16 protein-coding genes, 1 tRNA gene and 2 pseudogenes are annotated in these 17,837 nt (G+C 63.3%); 13 read left to right on the top strand and 6 right to left on the bottom strand.

The window, feature by feature from the left end; all coding sequences use genetic code 11:
• Positions 1-390 precede the first annotated feature (390 nt).
• From trbB to KUL25_RS21920, 10 genes and pseudogenes are all read left to right on the top strand, one after another.
• Entirely contained in the window at positions 391-1,326 is a 936-nt protein-coding gene (gene trbB / locus KUL25_RS12130) for a P-type conjugative transfer ATPase TrbB (RefSeq protein WP_427854485.1), read from the top strand.
• Positions 1,323-1,646, top strand: a complete 324-nt coding sequence (locus tag KUL25_RS12125) for a TrbC/VirB2 family type IV secretion system protein (protein WP_257893169.1) — start codon at positions 1,323-1,325, stop codon at positions 1,644-1,646. The genes trbB and KUL25_RS12125 overlap by 4 nt, the downstream gene beginning before the upstream one ends.
• On the top strand, positions 1,646-1,918 hold the full coding sequence (locus KUL25_RS12120) for a VirB3 family type IV secretion system protein (RefSeq protein ID WP_257893168.1): 273 nt from the start codon (positions 1,646-1,648) through the stop codon (positions 1,916-1,918). The genes KUL25_RS12125 and KUL25_RS12120 overlap by 1 nt, the downstream gene beginning before the upstream one ends.
• Before the next feature lie 4 nt (positions 1,919-1,922).
• Positions 1,923-2,183: pseudogene (locus tag KUL25_RS12115) on the top strand (conjugal transfer protein TrbE); the annotation flags it as partial.
• Positions 2,181-3,250 (top strand): annotated as a pseudogene (gene trbL, locus KUL25_RS12110) (P-type conjugative transfer protein TrbL); the annotation flags it as partial. The pseudogenes KUL25_RS12115 and trbL, both read left to right, overlap by 3 nt.
• A complete protein-coding gene (gene trbF / locus KUL25_RS12105) occupies positions 3,247-3,936 on the top strand; it encodes a conjugal transfer protein TrbF (RefSeq protein ID WP_345791022.1) in 690 nt (229 codons plus the stop codon). The pseudogene trbL and the gene trbF, both read left to right, overlap by 4 nt.
• Positions 3,933-4,919: a P-type conjugative transfer protein TrbG gene (gene trbG / locus KUL25_RS12100; protein ID WP_257893166.1), complete on the top strand. Its 987-nt coding sequence runs from the start codon at positions 3,933-3,935 to the stop codon at positions 4,917-4,919. The genes trbF and trbG overlap by 4 nt, the downstream gene beginning before the upstream one ends.
• Positions 4,916-6,115 (top strand): TraB/TrbI/VirB10 family type IV secretion system protein, encoded by a 1,200-nt coding sequence (locus KUL25_RS12095; RefSeq protein ID WP_257893165.1) that lies wholly within the window; start codon positions 4,916-4,918, stop codon positions 6,113-6,115. Before trbG ends, KUL25_RS12095 begins: the two co-directional genes overlap by 4 nt.
• Entirely contained in the window at positions 6,112-6,381 is a 270-nt protein-coding gene (locus KUL25_RS12090) for a DUF2274 domain-containing protein (RefSeq protein WP_257893164.1), read from the top strand. Before KUL25_RS12095 ends, KUL25_RS12090 begins: the two co-directional genes overlap by 4 nt.
• Before the next feature lie 119 nt (positions 6,382-6,500).
• Positions 6,501-8,117, top strand: a complete 1,617-nt coding sequence (locus tag KUL25_RS21920; RefSeq protein WP_427854484.1) for a recombinase family protein — start codon at positions 6,501-6,503, stop codon at positions 8,115-8,117.
• On the opposite strand, the gene KUL25_RS12075 is transcribed toward KUL25_RS21920, so the two are convergent.
• From KUL25_RS12075 to KUL25_RS12060, 4 genes are all read right to left on the bottom strand, one after another.
• Positions 8,074-8,150 (bottom strand) — tRNA-Met (locus KUL25_RS12075). The two genes, KUL25_RS21920 and KUL25_RS12075, sit on opposite strands and share 44 nt — an antisense overlap.
• 38 nt (positions 8,151-8,188) lie before the next feature.
• Positions 8,189-8,884 (bottom strand): GntR family transcriptional regulator, encoded by a 696-nt coding sequence (locus tag KUL25_RS12070; protein ID WP_257893161.1) that lies wholly within the window; start codon positions 8,882-8,884, stop codon positions 8,189-8,191.
• 98 nt (positions 8,885-8,982) lie between these two features.
• Positions 8,983-10,905, bottom strand: a complete 1,923-nt coding sequence (gene acs / locus KUL25_RS12065; protein ID WP_257894855.1) for an acetate--CoA ligase — start codon at positions 10,903-10,905, stop codon at positions 8,983-8,985.
• Positions 10,906-11,218: 313 nt separating this feature from the next.
• Positions 11,219-12,211 (bottom strand): ester cyclase, encoded by a 993-nt coding sequence (locus KUL25_RS12060; RefSeq protein ID WP_257893160.1) that lies wholly within the window; start codon positions 12,209-12,211, stop codon positions 11,219-11,221.
• A gap of 194 nt (positions 12,212-12,405) precedes the next feature.
• On the opposite strand from KUL25_RS12060, the gene KUL25_RS12055 reads away from it, so the two are divergent.
• From KUL25_RS12055 to KUL25_RS12045, 3 genes are all read left to right on the top strand, one after another.
• Entirely contained in the window at positions 12,406-13,626 is a 1,221-nt protein-coding gene (locus KUL25_RS12055; protein ID WP_257893159.1) for an ABC transporter substrate-binding protein, read from the top strand.
• Positions 13,627-13,715: 89 nt separating this feature from the next.
• Positions 13,716-14,744 (top strand): carbohydrate ABC transporter permease, encoded by a 1,029-nt coding sequence (locus KUL25_RS12050; protein WP_257893158.1) that lies wholly within the window; start codon positions 13,716-13,718, stop codon positions 14,742-14,744.
• A 63-nt stretch (positions 14,745-14,807) separates the two neighbouring features.
• A complete protein-coding gene (locus KUL25_RS12045) occupies positions 14,808-15,968 on the top strand; it encodes a carbohydrate ABC transporter permease (RefSeq protein ID WP_257893157.1) in 1,161 nt (386 codons plus the stop codon).
• A 143-nt stretch (positions 15,969-16,111) separates the two neighbouring features.
• Here KUL25_RS12045 and KUL25_RS12040 read toward each other — a convergent pair whose 3' ends face one another.
• Complete coding sequence (locus KUL25_RS12040) at positions 16,112-17,074, bottom strand: LysR family transcriptional regulator (RefSeq protein ID WP_257893156.1); 963 nt, start codon at positions 17,072-17,074, stop codon at positions 16,112-16,114.
• Between the two features lie 3 nt (positions 17,075-17,077).
• Entirely contained in the window at positions 17,078-17,779 is a 702-nt protein-coding gene (locus KUL25_RS12035) for an Ldh family oxidoreductase (protein ID WP_257893155.1), read from the bottom strand.
• Between the last annotated feature and the right edge of the window lie 58 nt (positions 17,780-17,837).

Here is a 17,837-nt window from a genome sequence, read left to right as displayed (position 1 = left end):
GCGCTGACGCGGCGATACTTCGTGATGGCGAATTGACCGATCAAAACGAAGCGGACCTTCGTGGTGGGTCCGCTTCGTCCCGCAGAGCCGTCATGGACACCAGCGAAATGCTGCGGCGACTATCAACGTCTGCTTCGGGGAAGCTGAATCGCAGAGACGAAGACCGCTGCGGATGGCGGCTTTGGGTCGTTCACACTACCTCGTCGACCAAAATTTGGAGACATCGCCCTCACACTCTCCCCTGCCTCCCTACGCCACACCCCTACTACGCCCTCTCGACTGTTGCTCATACGCAAAGAACAGTCTTCTTGATCGATCCCGTAATCCAACGCGGGAACGACCATGACTGTGACCCCACTCAAACCTGAATTCGCCACCCGCAGTACCCAAATGCTGCGAAGCGCGCTTGGCTTGAAAATCGCCACCTGGCTTCAGGACCCGTCCGTCGTCGAGGTGATGCTAAACCCGGACGGTCGGATTTGGCTCGATCGCCTGTCGGATGGGATGTCAGATACAGGCACCCAATTCTCTCCGAGGGACGGCGAGCGGATCATTCGGCTCGTCGCACATCATGTCGGCGCGGAGGTCCATAGCGCTTCCCCCCGGATTTCTGCCGAACTGCCCGGGACGGGAGAACGGTTCGAAGGACTTCTGCCACCCGTTGTCGCGGCCCCGACATTCGCGATCCGAAAGCCTGCTGTCGCGGTGTTTACGCTTGAGGATTACGTCGCCAGCAGGATCATGACATCACACGCAGCGCAAAAGTTGCGAGACGCAGTGGCCGGTCGCGCCAACATTCTTGTCGCCGGCGGAACGTCGACCGGCAAAACGACGCTGACCAATGCGTTGCTGGCCGAGGTCGCCAAAAGCACAGATCGCGTGGTCCTGATCGAGGACACCCGCGAACTTCAATGCCTTACCCCCAATCTGGTCGCCCTCCGCACGAAGGACGGGGTTGCTTCCCTGTCGGACCTCGTGCGTTCGTCTCTTCGGCTTCGACCCGACCGCATTCCAATCGGGGAAGTCCGCGGCGCGGAGGCGCTTGATTTGCTCAAGGCCTGGGGCACTGGGCATCCCGGCGGCATCGGAACGATCCACGCCGGGACCGCCATGGGCGCGATCCGCCGCCTCGAACAGCTGATCCAGGAAGCCGTCGTAACCGTTCCCCGCGCCCTCATTGCGGAAACCATCGATCTCGTCGCGGTGGTCACAGGCCGAGGTGCAGATCGGCGCTTGTCTGAGCTTGCCCGCGTCACCGGCTTGGCCGCCGCAGGCGACTACTCCGTCGAACAGCTTCTCACCCAACCCCATGGAGATCGTCCATGACAGTCTCGCCAGTATCCCGCCATCTCCTGATTGCGCTCGCGGCGACCGTCGCACTTACATTCGCCGACCCCGCTATGGCCGCCGGATCCGGCATGCCGTGGGAGGCCCCACTCCAATCGATCCTCGAGTCGATCGAGGGGCCCGTCGCCAAGATAGTGGCCGTGATCATCATCATCGTGACCGGACTTACTCTGGCCTTTGGCGATGCAGGCGGAGGGTTTCGGCGGCTGATCCAGATCGTCTTCGGACTCACCATCGCCTTCGCCGCGTCGAGCTTCTTTCTGTCCTTTTTCTCCTTTGGCGGCGGGGCGTTGATCTGATGCAAGACCCCTCCACCAATATTCCCGGCTTCTACGCGCCCGTGCATCGCGCTCTGTCAGAGCCGATCCTGCTGGCTGGCGCACCACGCGCCATCGCGATTGCCAATGGCACGCTGGCCGCTGCGGTTGGCCTCGGGCTTCGCCTTTGGATCGTCGGCCTCCTGTTCTGGCTTGTCGGCCATCTCCTCGCGGTCTGGCTTGCAAAGCGAGACGCGCAAATCGCCGAAGTTGCGCGGCGGCATCTGCGCTATCCCTCCTGGTTCGGGGTGTGATCCGATGATGCACCTTGCCGAATATCGCTCCAAATCCGCCCTCCTGGCCGATTTCCTACCGTGGGCCGCACTCGTCGCGCACGGAGTAGTCTTGAATAAGGATGGCAGCCTCCAACGCTCTGCCCGGTTTCGCGGTCCCGATCTCGATTCCGCCACGCCCGCCGAGCTGGTCGCAACATCGGCCCGGTTCAACAGCGCGCTGCGTCGGCTTGGCTCAGGGTGGGCCGTCTTCGTCGAAGCGCAGCGGATTCCGGCGCGAGACTACCTGATCGGCAATTGGAACACGCTCGCGCGGACCGTCTTCGACAGCTTTGCAGGCCTCGGGCTGGTGGCCACCGGCGGCATGATCAGCGCCGACGAATTGCTGCAACCGGGCCGCATCGCGCAGGTCGGAATGGACGCCGGTCGCCCGATCCTTGCTCAATCTCCGACCTCATTGGCTTCGTGTCGTTCTTCGAGAACTTCCTGCAGATCACGATCCTGTTCTTCGCCTGGCTCGTGGTCTTGCTGTCCTTCTTCATCCTCGCGATCCAGCTCTTCGTCACGCTAATCGAATTCAAACTCGCTACCCTCGCAGGCTTCATCCTCGTCCCATTCGGCCTCTTCAACAAGACGGCCTTCATGGCGGAACGCGTCCTCGGCCTCGTCATTTCGTCCGGAGTGAAGGTTCTCGTCCTTGCCGTCATAGTCGGCATCGGCTCGACCATTTTCGGGGATTTTACCTTCGGCTTTGCCGGGGAGCCCACCATCGAAGATGCCATGTCCGTCGTTCTGGGTGCCTTGGGACTTCTGGCCTTGGGCATCTTCGGCCCCGGCATCGCCAACGGGATCGTCTCGGGTGGCCCGCAACTTGGCGCGGGCAGCGCCGTCGGAACGGCCGTTGCGGCGGGCGGCCTCGCAGTTGGTGGTGCCGCCGCCGGACGCATGGCTCTTGGAGTGGCGGGTGCTGGCGTCCGTTGCGCAAGCGCGATGGCCGGAGGAGCATCCACGGCCTATCAGCTCGGGTCGGCACCGCGCTCTACGATGGCTGGAAAGGCTGCAGGAGGCGTTGCCGCAATCGGAAAGGCCGGAGTTGTGGCCGCGACAAACCCGCTGCGACGCTCGATTGCGGAGAGCGCCTAATCTGGCGCGCGCGCCGCCTACGCCGCCACCGGCGGCAGTCATGCCGGCCATACCACCGCATCAACCGCGACCGCTGGCCCGCCCGCTTGGGCCCGTCGCATGAAGCAGCAGCAATCCATCCATCACGGCGTAAGCACCGCCGCCCATGTGATCCGCTCCGGCGATCATGGCGGTGGCGGATCAGCCGTCAGCCTATCGGAGAGATCCTGACCATGTTCCGACGTCCAACAGTCCGCTACTCTACCACCCCCGTGCCCGTCACGCCCTATCAGAGGGCGGCGCAAGCTTGGGACGACCGCATCGGTTCCGCCCGCGTCCAAGCCCGTAACTGGCGCCTCATGGCCTATGGTTGCCTCACGCTGGTCGCCGGGTTGAGTGTAACGCTCATCTGGCAATCAACGCAGAGTTCTGTCGTTCCGTATGTGGTCGAGGTCGACAATCTTGGTGCGGCGCAGGCTGTTGCGCCCGCGCTCGCAGATTACCAACCCACCGACCCGCAGATTGCCTGGCATCTGGCACGTTTTATCGAGAATGTCCGGCAGGTTCCCACAGACCCGATCGTGCTGCGCCAAAGCTGGCTTCGCGCCTACGATTTCACCACGGATCGCGGCGCTACAGCACTCAACGACTATGCACGGGTGAACGACCCATTCGCGGCCGTCGGCGAGACCCAGATCGCAATCGAGATTTCCAGTGTCATCCGCGCCTCCGACTCCAGCTTCCGCGTCGCTTGGATGGAGCGGCGCTACGAGAACGGCCAGCTGGCCGCCACTCAACGCTGGACCGCTATCCTCACCATCGTCATCCAACCGCCCCGCGATGCCGAGCGCCTGCGTCAGAACCCGCTTGGTGTCTATGTCCATGCCATCAACTGGTCGAGGGAGAGTGCCCAATGACCCATCTCAGAACCCTATCCTGTCTTCTTCTCGCAACGACCGTCCTAACGGCTTGCGCCAATGAACCTCCGCCACAGATCGCCTACGACGACATAGTCCCGACCCTCGCACCTCCTCCGCCACCTCCTCCGGCGGAAGATCCTCTGCGTCCGGTCCACATCCCGCCGTCATGGACCCCTTCCCGAGGGGGCGACCCCGAGGCTGAAACGCCAGAGGCCCGGATCGCAGCCGCCAACGCCGCCGCACGCGTCGAGCCGCGCCCAGAGGGCTACTACAATGCCCTGCAGGTCTTCCCTTGGAGCGAAGGCGCGCTCTATCAGGTCTATGCCGCCCCCGGCCAGATCACGACGATCACGCTGGAGGCGGGCGAACAACTGACCGGTCCCGGCCCTATCGCAGCAGGCGACACCGCTCGCTGGATCATCGGCGACACCACCAGCGGCGCAGGGAGAACCGCCCGCGTCCATGTCCTCGTCAAACCCACGCTTCCGGACATCACCACAAATCTCGTCATCAGCACCGACCGGCGCAACTACTTGATCGAGTTGCGCGCCAGCGAAGAGATCTGGATGCCCGCCGTCGCCTGGGCCTATCCCGAAGAGCCGACACGCCCGCGCCTGCCAACCCTGATGCGCCCGACCATCCCGCATGAGGTGGACCGGAACTATCGCTACGGTCTGCAAGGTGACAGCCCACCCTGGCGACCGGTTGCGGTCTTCGACGATGGCCGCCAGGTCTACGTCGTTTTCCCAACCGGCATCGCCCAAGGTGAAATGCCGCCTCTTTTCGTGATCGGACCGGACGGCCAGGGCCAGATCGTCAACACCCGCGTTACGGGCAATGTCCTGATCGTCGACCGGCTATTTGGGGCCGCAGAACTCAGGCTGGGTGAGGCCCGGCAGGAAGTGGTCCGGATCGTGCGGATGGACGGCATCGTGCACCGACGGACAGGCGCAGACGATGCGGAGGGCCAGGTGAGATGACAGCTCCAATCAGCGATCCCAAGGGCCTGAGCAAAGAACAGGACATTGACCGGGATCTCCGCCTCCGCTCTGACCCACCGCGCGTCATGCGCCTTTCCCGAAAAGCCATCGCTGCGTTCGTGGCGACCGGCGGCCTCGGTCTTGGCGCCATCCTCATCGTCGCTTTGCAAGGCCGTCAGGCCAGCGACACTCCATCCGAGTTGTATTCGACCGAACGTATTCAGGCCGCAGAAGGTCTCTCGCGATTGCCCACAAATTACGGCGATGTTCCCCGTCTTGGGCCACCGCTGCCCGGCGAGCTTGGTCGGCCCATCCTCAGCGCGCAGGAACGGGGTGATCCGGTTCCCATTCCAACTCTTACGGGCATTTCAGCGCCCGGGATCGATCCGGCAGAACAGCTTCGACTGCAAGAGATCGAGGCCGCCAGGTTGAGTGCCCTTTTTGCAGAGGCGCAGACCGGGTCCCAGGGTGGCGGTGCAAACCCAGGGTCTGCCCGATTGGGTTCAACCATGTGCCCCATGCCGCAGGGCTCCTCCACGCCCCAAGGCTGTGCAACTGGTCAGGGCGCGTTTCTGACACGCGGAAATGCCGCCGATCCCGTTAGCCCCGAGCGGCTGATGTCCCCGCCAAGTCCCTACATCCTCCAGGCCGGCACCGTCATTTCTGCCGCGCTCGTCACCGGGCTCCGCTCGGACCTGCCGGGCCAAATCGCAGCACAAGTCACCTCCAACGTCTATGACAGCCCCTCCGGGCGCTACCTGCTCATTCCCCAAGGCGCGCGGCTCCTCGGCGAATACGACAGTAATATCGTCGTGGGCCAGAACCGTCTCCTCCTGGTCTGGACCCGGCTGATCCTGCCCGATGGCCGGTCAATCAACCTCAATCGCGAACCCGGCACCGACGGAACAGGCGCCGCAGGGTTGCAGGATCGGGTCAACTACCATTGGGGCCGGGTCTTCCTTGCCGCAGGCCTCGCCACGATCCTCAATGTCGGTCTGGAAAGCGAAGCGCCAAGCGAGAACGCCGTCGCAACTGCCATCCGCGAGGCGGCCCAAGGTACAATCGGGCGCACCGGCGAAGAGATCGTCCGGCAACAGATCTCCGTCCCACCAAGCCTCACGATCCGCCCCGGTTTCCCGGTACGCGTGATGATCACCCGCGATCTGATCTTCGAGCCTTTGGGAGAAGTACGATGACGAAGCTAAAACTGAGCGCGATCCCGGACGACAAGCCAGTGAAACTCACGGTTGCACTTCCTGCCGACGTGCATCGGGACCTCGTCGACTATGCCACTGTCCTGGCCCGCCAGACTGGCCAGAAGTCAGAGCCCGCTCAACTCGTCGCTCCGATGATCGCGCGCTTCATGGCAACGGGTCGCGGCTTTGCCACCGCGCGGCGAACGCACGGGCGGCAAAGTGGTGCCGAGAAAGCAGCACTCCAAAACAAGCCTTCGCAAGACTGAACCTTCATGGCCTATGATCCTCGCAGGGACCATGAAGAAAAGGATGAACGCCTCCTGCGATTTGTCCGTGCCCTCGCGCAGCACGACGCGCGTCGTGATCACGCCAGAGGTTCAGTCAGATGCCCCAGCACCGAAAAAGAGCAGCCGTCTACGCAAGATTCTCCACGGACCTCCAACGAGATCGATCCGTCGACGATCAGGTTGCGGTTTGTCGGACGCTTGCCGACCGGGAAGGATTGACGATCGTCGCAACCTTCGTGGATCGGGCGCGCACATCTGCCACGCTCATCGGACGAGACGGGATGCAGGATCTTTTGGCGGAGGCCAAGGAGGGGCGCTTCGAGTTTGTGATCGTCGAAGCCCTGGACCGTCTGTCCCGAGACCAAGGCGATCTGGCCGGAATTTGGAAGCGACTTGAGTATCTGAACATTCCAATTCGCACGGTGAACGACGGGACCGCCGATGCCATCAGCGTTGGCGTCCACGGATTGCTCGGGCAGATCTGGATGGATGGCCACCGCAAGAAGGTCCATCGCGGTCAGGCCGGGGTCATCCGTGACGGACGACACGCCGGTGGCAAGGCGTATGGCTATTCGCCCGTGGCTGGAAAACCCGGCGAGTTGGCGATTGTCGAGCACGAAGCGGAGGTCGTGCGCCGGATTTTTGAGGCTTATGCTTCGGGTGATAGTCCCCGAACCATCGCAACGGCCCTGAACGCCGACAGAATCCCCGCTCCGCGTGGCGAGAAATGGAATGCCTCAACGCTCAATGGCAACGCACAACGTGGCTATGGCATTCTGGTCAACGACATCTGCCGGGGAGAAATCATCTGGAACCGCGTCACGATGGTGCGGAATCCAGACACCGGCAAACGGGTCAGTCGTGTCAATGATCCGACGGAGTGGCACCGTGTTCCGGCGGCGCATCTCAGGATCGTGCCGCAATCCCTCTGGGATAGCGTGCAAGTGAAACGCAAGTCCCGCGCGCATCAGCAAACCAAAGGTCGTCGCGGTCGCGGACCAAGTCGTCCCACGCGTCCCTTTTCGGGGCTTTTGAGGTGTGGATTGTGTGGTGGTGGTATCGCCATTTCTAAGAGGCGAGGGGGGTCAGTCTGGGGCCGTTGCTCGACCCGAACCGAGAGCGGGTCTTGCACCAACCTTGCGGAAATGCGGATTGATCGGATCGAGGCAACGATCTTCAAAGGGCTGACCGAAGAGTTGCGCGACCCAGTCTATGTCCGAAAATATCTCAAGGCATACCACAAAGAACGTGCCCGCCTTAACCGCGAAGCAAAGCAAAATGGCGCAGGTTTGGAACGGAAAGCAGCGAAAGCCCGAATGGCTTTCGACCGCGCCCGTGCCCTCTACATCAAAGGCGTAACAGACGGCCCGGAAGCAGAAGCCGAGATCCACCGGCTACAGGAAGACGTAAAGGCCGCTCAAGCAATTCTACCGCGCATCGACACCGAACCGGAGGTGATCGAACTCCATCCCGCTTCTATAGAGAGATATCTGGAAGCCCTAGCCGACCTGTCTGACGGACGTTTGGCCCCTGACAATTGCGATGCTGTTGCCATCCTGCGCGAATTGGTCAGCGCCGTGATCAACACACCCAAGGAGCGGGGTCTCGACGTCACGGTCGATGGTTTCCGGGCAGCACTTCTCGGCGAAAGCCCAATATGTCGGGGATTGATGGTAGCGGAGGAGGGACTTGAACCCCCGACACGCGGATTATGATTCCGCTGCTCTAACCAACTGAGCTACTCCGCCAAACGCGATGCTGTGGGTACGGCGGGGAAGGGGAAGCGTCAACCGGAAATATGCACCAATTGCGCGCCTGGAACCGCTAGTTTCAGTCGTTGCACCGCGATCGCCGTGCCAGAGGCGTCAAACGCCACCGAACGCACGCACAACAGCGCCGTGTGGCGGTCCGTGGACAGGGCGACGGATTGCGCCATGTCGGTGACCTCGGCATGGGCTGTGGCCTCGATGCGGTCGGCGGCAAGGTTTGCCTCTGCAAGGTGCTGGGTCAGATCGGGTGCGGCGTCCTCGGACAGGGTCGGAAGGGTGGCCTCGGATACGACCAACTCTTCCAGGGCCGCACGCGCGCCCGCGTGCTTCAGCGTCCGTTCCAGGTAGGCAACACGGGCAGTGCCCAACAGATCCGCCTCAGCGGGCGTTGCGGCCCGGGTGCCCGAGCGGCCCCGAAACGGCTCCATCACCAACGGCGAGCCAGTGGCGTCCAGCAGGCGGGGCAGCGCTGTGGCGCTGGCCTCGGTCACGGGGGCTTGCGCCGCGACGATCGTGCCGCGCCCGGGCTTGCGGCTCAGGAAACCCTTCTGCTCCAGGGTGATCAGCGCGCGGCGCATGGTGCCTTGGCTGACGTTGAACTCATCGGCAAGCCCGAACTCATTGGGCAAGCGGCGGCCAACCTCCCACGCGCCAGTGGCGATTCGGGAAACCATGTCGGCTTCGACGATTTGGTAGAGGGGTTTACGTGCCATCAAGGGGCGCTCCGGGAAACTGCTCCACCACTATGCCGCAGTGCAGCATTTTTCGCAACCCGTCCCCGCCCTTGTCCAAAAGGCGGGGACGGGGGGACTTATACGTCGGCGCGGTTGGCGATCAGATCGTCGACCACCGACGGATCGGCGAGGGTCGAGGTATCGCCCAAAGCCCCATAGTCATTTTCGGCGATCTTGCGCAGGATACGACGCATGATCTTGCCGGACCGTGTCTTGGGCAGGCCCGGCGCCCATTGGATGACATCGGGCTTGGCGATCGGGCCAATCTCCTGACGGACCCAGGCCTGTAGCTTGGCCTTCAACTCGTCCGAGGGCGTCTCGTCATTCATCAGGGTGACGTAGCAGTAGATGCCCTGGCCCTTGACCGGATGCGGGTAGCCGACCACGGCGGCCTCTGACACCGTTTCATGGGCGACCAATGCGCTTTCGATTTCAGGCGTGCCCATGCGGTGGCCCGAGACGTTGATCACATCGTCCACGCGGCCCGTGATCCAGTATTCGCCGTCCGCGTCGCGCTTGCAGCCGTCGCCACTGAAGTAATAGCCCTTGTAGTCGCTGAAGTAGGTGGCCACGAAGCGATCATGGTCGCCCCAGACGGTGCGCATCTGGCCGGGCCAGCTATCGGCGATGACCAACACGCCTTCGACGTCATTGCCCTCGATCACCTCACCGCTGGTCGGCTCCAGCACCAAGGGTTTCACCCCGAAGAACGGCTTCTGGGCCGATCCCGGTTTCAAGGCATGCGCGCCGGGCAGGGGCGTCATCATGTGACCGCCGGTTTCCGTCTGCCACCAGGTGTCGACGATGGGGCATTTGCCCTTGCCGACGTTCTCATTGTACCAATTCCAGGCCTCGGGGTTGATATTTTCGCCCACGGTTCCCAGCAGTTTCAGGCTGCTCAGGTCGTATTTCTCCACGAACGACGTGCCCTTTCCCATCAGCGCGCGGATGGCGGTGGGGGCGGTGTAGAACTGGTTCACCTTGTGCTTTTCGCAGACCTCCCAGAAGCGGCCGGCATCGGGGTAGGTGGGCACACCTTCGAACATCAGCGTGGTGCCGCCGTTGGCCAGCGGGCCATAGACGATGTAGCTGTGGCCCGTGACCCAGCCCACGTCCGCTGTGCACCAGAAAACATCGCCCTCCTTGTAGTCGAAGGTGTATTCGTGCGTCATCGAGGCATAGACGAGGTAGCCGCCGGTGGTATGCACCACGCCCTTGGGCTGCCCGGTCGAGCCTGAGGTATAGAGAATGAACAGCGGATCTTCGGCGTTCATTTCCTCGGGCGGGCAATCGGCGCTGACGCGGCTTGCCACGTCGTCGTACCAGATGTCCCGGCCCCCGACCCAGGCGACCTGATCGCCGGTGCGCTTGACCACAAGGCACTTGGTGTCGATGACGTTGTGCAACAGCGCCTTGTTGACGTTGTCCTTCAACTCGGTGACGCGGCCGCCGCGCGGGGCGCCGTCGGCAGTGATGACCAGCTTTGCGCCCGATCCGTTGATCCGTGCACTAAGGGCGTCAGCAGAGAAACCCGCGAAGACGATCGAATGGACGGCACCGATCCGCGTGCAGGCCAGCATCGCATAGGCCGCTTCGGGGATCATCGGCAGGTACAGGACGACGCGGTCGCCGCGCTTCACGCCCAATTCCTTCAGCACATTGGCAAAGCGGCTGACCTTTTCGTGCAACTCGTTATAGGTGATGTGCTGCGCACCATCACCGGGCTCGTCCGGCTCGAACAGGATCGCGGTCTGATCGCCGCGCTTGGCCAGGTGGCGGTCGATGCAATTGGCGCTGACGTTCAGGGTGCCGTCCTCGAACCATTTCACATGCACGTCGTCATGGGCGAAAGAGGTGTTCTTGACCTTGGTGTAGGGTTTGATCCAGTCCAGCCGCTTCCCATGCTCGCCCCAGAACGCATCCGGGTCCGCCATGGAGGCGGCATACATCTCGTCATACTTGGCCGCATCGATATGGGCGTCGTTCAACAGGGGGGGCATGTTTTCGTTGGGCACGGTTGTCTCTCCTAGAAAGTGGGTCGAGCGGCGCTCTTGGTGCAGGCTCGGGTCAGACGGATCGGGGGGCGTGACGCGGACGTGCACCAGCAAGCAGGCGGTGTGATGTCACGGCAGTCGTTAATCATGCGAGCCTCCCCCAACAGATCACCCCAGGGTACGGCCCTCCCGGCCGCCAGGCGATCTGTTTCGGGGCCAACATGGCAGGGATTGGCCAATCAGAGGAAGGTTTCTTAATGACGCAGAAAATCGTGTCAGGGTGATTTACGGCTGTGACCCTAGCGCGTAAAAATCTTTACTACAGCTGCTGCGCCGCCTGTGCGATCACATCCACGCCCATTTGCTGCAACAAATCGATGTAGTCCAGAAGCACCCAGTTTTCCGCGATCAGCCCGTGCTCGACCCGGTAAAAATCCATCACCCGCAGCGTCAGGGCCTTCCCCGTCGCGGGCACGCCCAGATAGGTATCGCGGTGGGTCATCGTCATCGAGGGCCAGCCCGACACGGCGGCGTAATTGCCGTCGCCCACGCGCGCATAGTGGTTGCCGCCCTTGCGATCGGGAAAGGCACGCAGGAAGGGCGCGCGGTGGTGATCCACGAAGCCGGGCCACGATACCGTGGAGCCGATGCCGCCGGGCCCGTACCACGCGAAGTCCGGCGCCCATGTGCCGCCCGCGCCCACCTGGCCATCGGACCCGAAGCTGTCGGGGTCATAGACGTGAAGCGCAGACAACATCGCCTCCACCACATCCAGCGCCGCTGCGCCGTCTTCGCGGTTGGACGGACAAAGCCCATCCTGCGTTGCGGGGGAGGGAAAAACGACCGGCGCGCCGTAATGGCCCTCGGCCAGAGGCCAAACACCCGTCTGGTGGATCAGGTCCAGCACATCCACGATCAGCCGCGCCTCGACGATCAGGCCGTTTTCCACCCGCCAGAATTCTCCGATCCGCAGGTAGGCCAACTTGCCTGACGGCTGCACACCCCACAACGGCGCCGTGAACAGCCCGGTGATATGGGTGATCGACGTGACCCACTCGCCCCCATAGTCGCGGCGATTCTGGCCGCCGAAGATCATCAGGTCGCGGCGGCGGGCGGGCGCGAACGCCGCGCGCAGCGGGGCGATCAACCCCGTCACGATCTGCGCAGGCCCGATCAGCGTGCCCACGGGGCTAGACACCTCGACCCGCGCATCTGCCGCGAAGCCCTTTGCCGCAAGTGCCTGTAAATCCTCGGCTCTGGCGTGGAACAAGCTGGCCAAAAACGCTTGGAGTTTCGCCCGTGTATCGCCCATGTTCGTCCCTGTCCGCGCCATGATTGGAAAAACACTTGCCAGATCGCCAAACGGGACACTAGCGTATTCTTGCAAACCTATGCAAAAATCGCATGCTTAGGGAACGGGCCGCTTTTCTTGGCCCCAACATACATGAACAAGGGCCATGCGGGGCACACCTGTCAGGCTCGAAAAACCAACGGGAGAGATATCCGATGTACGTGAAACGACTTGCCCTCGCGGGCGCCGTCTCGCTTGCCGCTACCGGCGCTTACGCTGAGTGCAGCTTTGAAAACACGTCCGAAGTCACCATGCTGTCCGCCGCGTTCGAGGCCTGGGTTGCCGTGACCGATGCGATGGCCGAATGCGGCAACTTCACGCCCGAGCTGGACCAGGAATTCCGCACCAAGCAGCCCGAAGGCTTCGCGGCGTCCCCGTCGCTTTACCAAATCGGCGGCGTGTCCAACGGCACGATCACCCCGCTCCTGAACCAGGAAACGATTCGCCCGCTCGATGACCTGATCGCCGCCTATGGCGCGCATCTGACGCCCAACCAGTTGATCCAGATCGACGGGGAAACCATGGCCGTCGCCATGATGGTCAACGTCCAACACCTGATGTACCGCGAGGACATCCTGTCCGACCTCGGCATCGAGACGCCCACGACGTGGGAAGAGGTCTTGGCCGCCGCCGAAACGATCCAGGAAGCAGGTGTCGTGGATTATCCCATGGGCGGCACCATGAAGGCCGGATGGAACCTTGCGCAGGAATTCGTCAACATGTTCGGCGGCTTCGGCGGTGATTTCGTCAACGACGACAACACCCCCAACGTGAACTCCGAAGCCGGTCTGGCCGCGCTCGACATGATGATGCGCCTGACGGAATACATGGACCCCGAATTCCTCGTGTCGGATTCCACATACGTGCAGCAGCAGTTCCAGCAGGGCTCCATCGCGATGGCCAACCTCTGGGCATCGCGCGGCGGTGCCATGAACGATGAGGCGGAAAGCCAGGTCGTTGGTCTTGTCGGCTCGGCGGCGGCTCCGCTCGCCATGGAAGGCGGCGCGCCCGCCACCACGCTGTGGTGGGACGGCATTGTCGTCGCGGCCAACATCTCGGATGAAGAGGCAGACAACGCCTTCCGCCTGGCGATGGAAGGCATCTCTTCCGAAACCGTTGCCGCCGCGCCCGATGCCGCGATCTGGCTGATCGATGGGTATGAGCCCAACGCCATGGCCACCGGTGCCATCGCCTCGGCCACGGCCAACCCCGCGCCGCCCGCCTATCCGTCCACGACCCAGATGGGCCTGATGCACACCGCTTTGGGGAACGAGCTTCCTGCCTTCTTCACCGGCGATTTGTCGGCGGAAGAGGCGCTCGCCGCCGTCGAGGCCGCCTATACGGTCGCCGCACAAGAAGCGGGCTTGCTGGAGTAACCGGCACGCGGGTCGCGAAAACCCCGCAACCTCAAGATCCGCCGGGGCCACCTTTCTGGCCCCGGCACCACCGGACAGGAACCCCAACCATGAAGTTCAAGACATTCATCTGGTTCGTCGCGCCGTCCCTGTTCCTGATGCTGTTGTTCATCGCAGCTCCCCTTACTTCTGTTTTCCTCGGATCGTTCCAGATCACCCAGCCCGTGGTGCAGCAGGTGGAGGTTGAAACCTGCTCGGCGGGCTTCCTGGCGCAGACGTGTACGACCGATCTGCAAACCGTGCCGGTCATCGATGACGAAACCGGCGACATCGTCACCACCACCGAATGGGTCGGCTTCCTGTCCTATGCCCGCGTGCTGGAGCCCCAGCGCGCGTGGGAGGCGATCAAGGCCCTGGACTATAACGCCCTGATGCAGATCAACTTCTGGTCCGCCCTGCGCTTCACCCTGATGTTCACCCTCGTGACGCTGCCGTTCGTGATCGGCGTCGGCCTGGCGATTGCGCTGGCCGTCAACAGCGCCGCCAAGGCCCTGCGCGGCCCGATCATCTTCGTGTCTCTGCTGCCCTTCATCATCACGCCGGTCATCGGGTCTCTCTCGATCTACTGGCTGTTCGTGGGCGACGGCATCCTGACCCGCGGGATCGAGGCATGGCTGGATCGCGACATCGCCATGTTCGCCCAGGGCTGGACGATCGAGTTGCTGATGCTGTTCTACCGCGTCTGGCACGTGGCGCCCTTTGCCTTCGTGATCTTCTACGCGGGCCTGCAAACCGTGAACCAGGATACACTGGAAAGCGCGATCATCGACGGGGCGTCCCGCTGGGACCGGCTGCGCTACGTGGTCATCCCGCACCTGATGCCGCTGATCGTGTTCATCGCGCTGATCCACCTGATGGACGCCTACCGCGTCTTTGATGAGATCGTGGGCTTCCGGGCCGAGGCCCATGTGACCTCGCTCCAATACTTGACGTTTGATTTCCTCCGCCCCGATGATGCCGGAAACCGCGCCTTCTCGCGGGCGTCGGCTTCGTCGATGCTGACGATGCTGGGGATCGTGGTGCTTCTGATCCCGCTCCTGCGCCGCACATGGCGTGATCACAAAGGGAACTCTCACTAAAATGTTTATTGTCAATGGCTTAGATAGCTGCTCAAGCTTGAGCACCCCGCCGAAGGCCCTGAAATGAGCGACACCCCCCGCGCCATGCGCCAGCCCTTGGGTCTGAAAATCGGGTCCGCGGCTTTCTTGGCCTTCTGGTGCCTTCTGGCGGCGTTTCCGATCGTCTGGATCACCTTGATGAGCTTCAAGTCCCCGGTGGATGCCTTCGCGGCAAACCCCTTTGACGTGATCCTCGGCCCCGTGACCCGCGACCGGGGCAATGGCCTGTCGACCCTCGACCTCATCCTTGGCATCGCCGTCCTGTTTTTCGCCCTGAAGCTGGCCTTCACCTGGCTGCCCCGCAGGGTCACAGATTGGAGCCCCAAGGGCCAGGTCTGGGCCGGATGGATCATCGGCGCGATGGCCTACGCCGTGGCCTTCATCTTTGTGTTCTTCGTGATCCTGCCTGCGATCCTCGGCGTGTTGAACCCGATCCTTGGGCCGCTCGGTGCACCGATCATTGGCCTCACGACCGAGCATTACCAGACAATCTGGGTGGAGCGGGGCTTCTACAACAACTTCGTCAACTCGCTGATCGTGACGGGGGGTACGGTGACGATCTCGCTCACCGTCGGCACGCTGGCAGGCTATGGCCTCGCGCGGTCCGGCTCCAACATCGCCTTCTGGCTGCTGATCATGGCGCTCGTGTTCCGCGCGCTGCCCCACTCGGTCCTGTTGGCGGGATACCTCCCGGTTTTCGTGAACTCCGCCGAAATCCTGCGCCCCATTCTGGGCGAAAACGCCCCCACGCTCTACGGCCAACCGCTGGCCGTGATCACCGTGCTGGTGTCGATCAATCAGCCTTTCACCATCTGGATGCTTCGCAGCTTCTTCCAGAACATCCCGAACGAGCTGGACGAGGCCGCCCGCGTCGACGGCTGCACCCACTTTCAGGCGTTCCGCTGGGTGATCATGCCGGTGATGTGGCCGGGCGTGATCACCACGGGCCTGTTCTCATTCCTTTTGGCCTACAATGATTACCTGATCACGGCGCTGCTTCTGGACGGCACGAACCAGACCATGGTCCCCGCCATCGCAGGCTTCTTCAACCGTGAGACCACCACCACCGATCAAGTCGTGGCCGTGGCCGCAGCCGTCTCGATCATCGCGCCGCTGTTCCTGCTGGTCATGGTGTTCCAGCGCCAGATCGTCAGCGGCCTGACGGCCGGGGCGGTCAAGGGCTGACGCGCCCCCCCCCGGGCCGTCCCGCGCCGTTCCCCCTTGCGACGGCCCGAGGGTGGGGGCTCCTTCATCTTGCCCATACAACTCCGGGGGGCCGGGGGGCTGGCCCCCCGCGTCGTCGCCCGGCGTCAGCAGGGCGAAACCCCTCACAACACCCGAAAACTGTCCCCCAGCCAGGGCATCTTTTCCAGCCCCGGATCCGCGAAATGCACGCCGATCAACTCGCGCGCCAGCTCTGCGATCTGCTCGGGGATGCCGCCGGACCAATCCGCCGTGACATAAAGCACGATCTTCCTTGCCATCGGCTCACCGGGCAGGGGGTGTGCTTCGATCCCGCCCGCGAACCGTCCGGCGCGGGCCAGCGACAGGGCGGTGGTGATGGTCCAGCCGGTGCCCGCCGCCACCAGCGCCGAGATCGACTGGTTCGAATCCATCTCGAACCGCCGGGCCGGGGCGATGCCTGCGCGCGCCAGATAGGCTTCGATCTGTTGGCCCATGACCTGATCCAGATCGCGGCGCAGAAACGGCAGATCGGCCAGCGCTTTCAACCCCGGGGCCACGTCGACCCCCTTCGGGACAGCAAGGATATAGGGATCGTCCAACAGCGGCAGGGCAACGGTCCCCCTTGGCGTCGCCGCTCCGGCGGCGCAGATCACCATGTCCAGCTCGCGGGCGGCGATCCTTGCCTGCAACACGTGGCTGGGGCCGGTCTGGAGCAGAAAGGCACATTGGCTCATCGCCTCCGCCAGTCGCGTCGTCAGCAGCGGCGTCACCTCGTTCTCGAAATCCTCGATCACGCCCAAGGACAGCGATGCCAATTCGCTCAGATCCAGTGTCTTGAGGTCCCTCTGCCCGGCCCGTAGCGCGCGCAGGGCCTCTTTGGCTTGCGCCAGAAACAGCCGCCCCGCAGGCGTCACCACCATCGGGCGGCGCGAGGCGTCAACCAGATCGACGCCAAGCGCGGTCGACAGGTTCTTCATCTGCTGCGAGACAGCGGGCGCGCTCATGCCCAGATCCGTCGCCGTGGCGGCGACCGAGCCGGTGCGCGCCAACGTCTCGAATACTTCGAGGCCCCGCAGTGTCAAACCCTTCAAAAGCGTGGATGACATGGCTCAGGCGTTCACGATCTGCACCAACAACTCCGGCGCCAGTGCGATCCCCTGGGCCGACGGCGTGGCGGTCATCTCGGGCAGATGCGCCAGCAGTTCTTCGGCCGCCGTAACGCGGGGATCCAGGACCGTCAGCCAGATGGACTCTGCCACGGGGTCGCCCATCGGCGAATCCGCAGCCGGTGGTGCGACGGCCAGAAGGGCGTCCAGCATCGTCTGCGCGCCAGCGTCCAGCGCGATCACCTGACGTCGCATCGGGCGGATGGCAAAGCCCTTGCCATGGGTCCGCAACGACACCGCCGCAAGGTTTGCGCCTGCGATCTCGACCATGGCCCCCGCCAACGTGCCCGGGTCACTGGCACGCGTCAGATGCACCATCACCATGCCCTGTGTCTGGGCGGCCAGGATTGCGGCGGGCAGGGCTTGCGACACGGCGCTGGCGGCAAAGCCGTGGCCCGCGTCCACGCAAAAAACTGATGGGGCAGGGGTGGTGATCGTGACCTCCGCATCGGGGAGAAGCCGTCCGTAGCGGATCAATCGAATGTCGCGCAGCAGGGCGGTGAAGCCACTGTCGGCATGCCCCGCCGCCTCGGACAAGGCGACATCCCGGGCCACGATCTGCGCCGTCGCCTCGCCGACGCCGGCCCGTGTCAGGCAGTCGCGGGCCAGCATGTCAAGGTCCGACAGGTCGTATGAATCTTTCATGTGGATAGTCTTCCCCCATGACCACAGAAGGTCAATGGTCCCCGACCTTTAACGTCGA

The sequence above is a fragment of the Gymnodinialimonas phycosphaerae genome (assembly GCF_019195455.1).
In the GTDB taxonomy this organism is placed as follows: Bacteria; Pseudomonadota; Alphaproteobacteria; order Rhodobacterales; family Rhodobacteraceae; genus Gymnodinialimonas; species Gymnodinialimonas phycosphaerae.
This window is presented reverse-complemented; position numbering and strand designations above follow the sequence as displayed.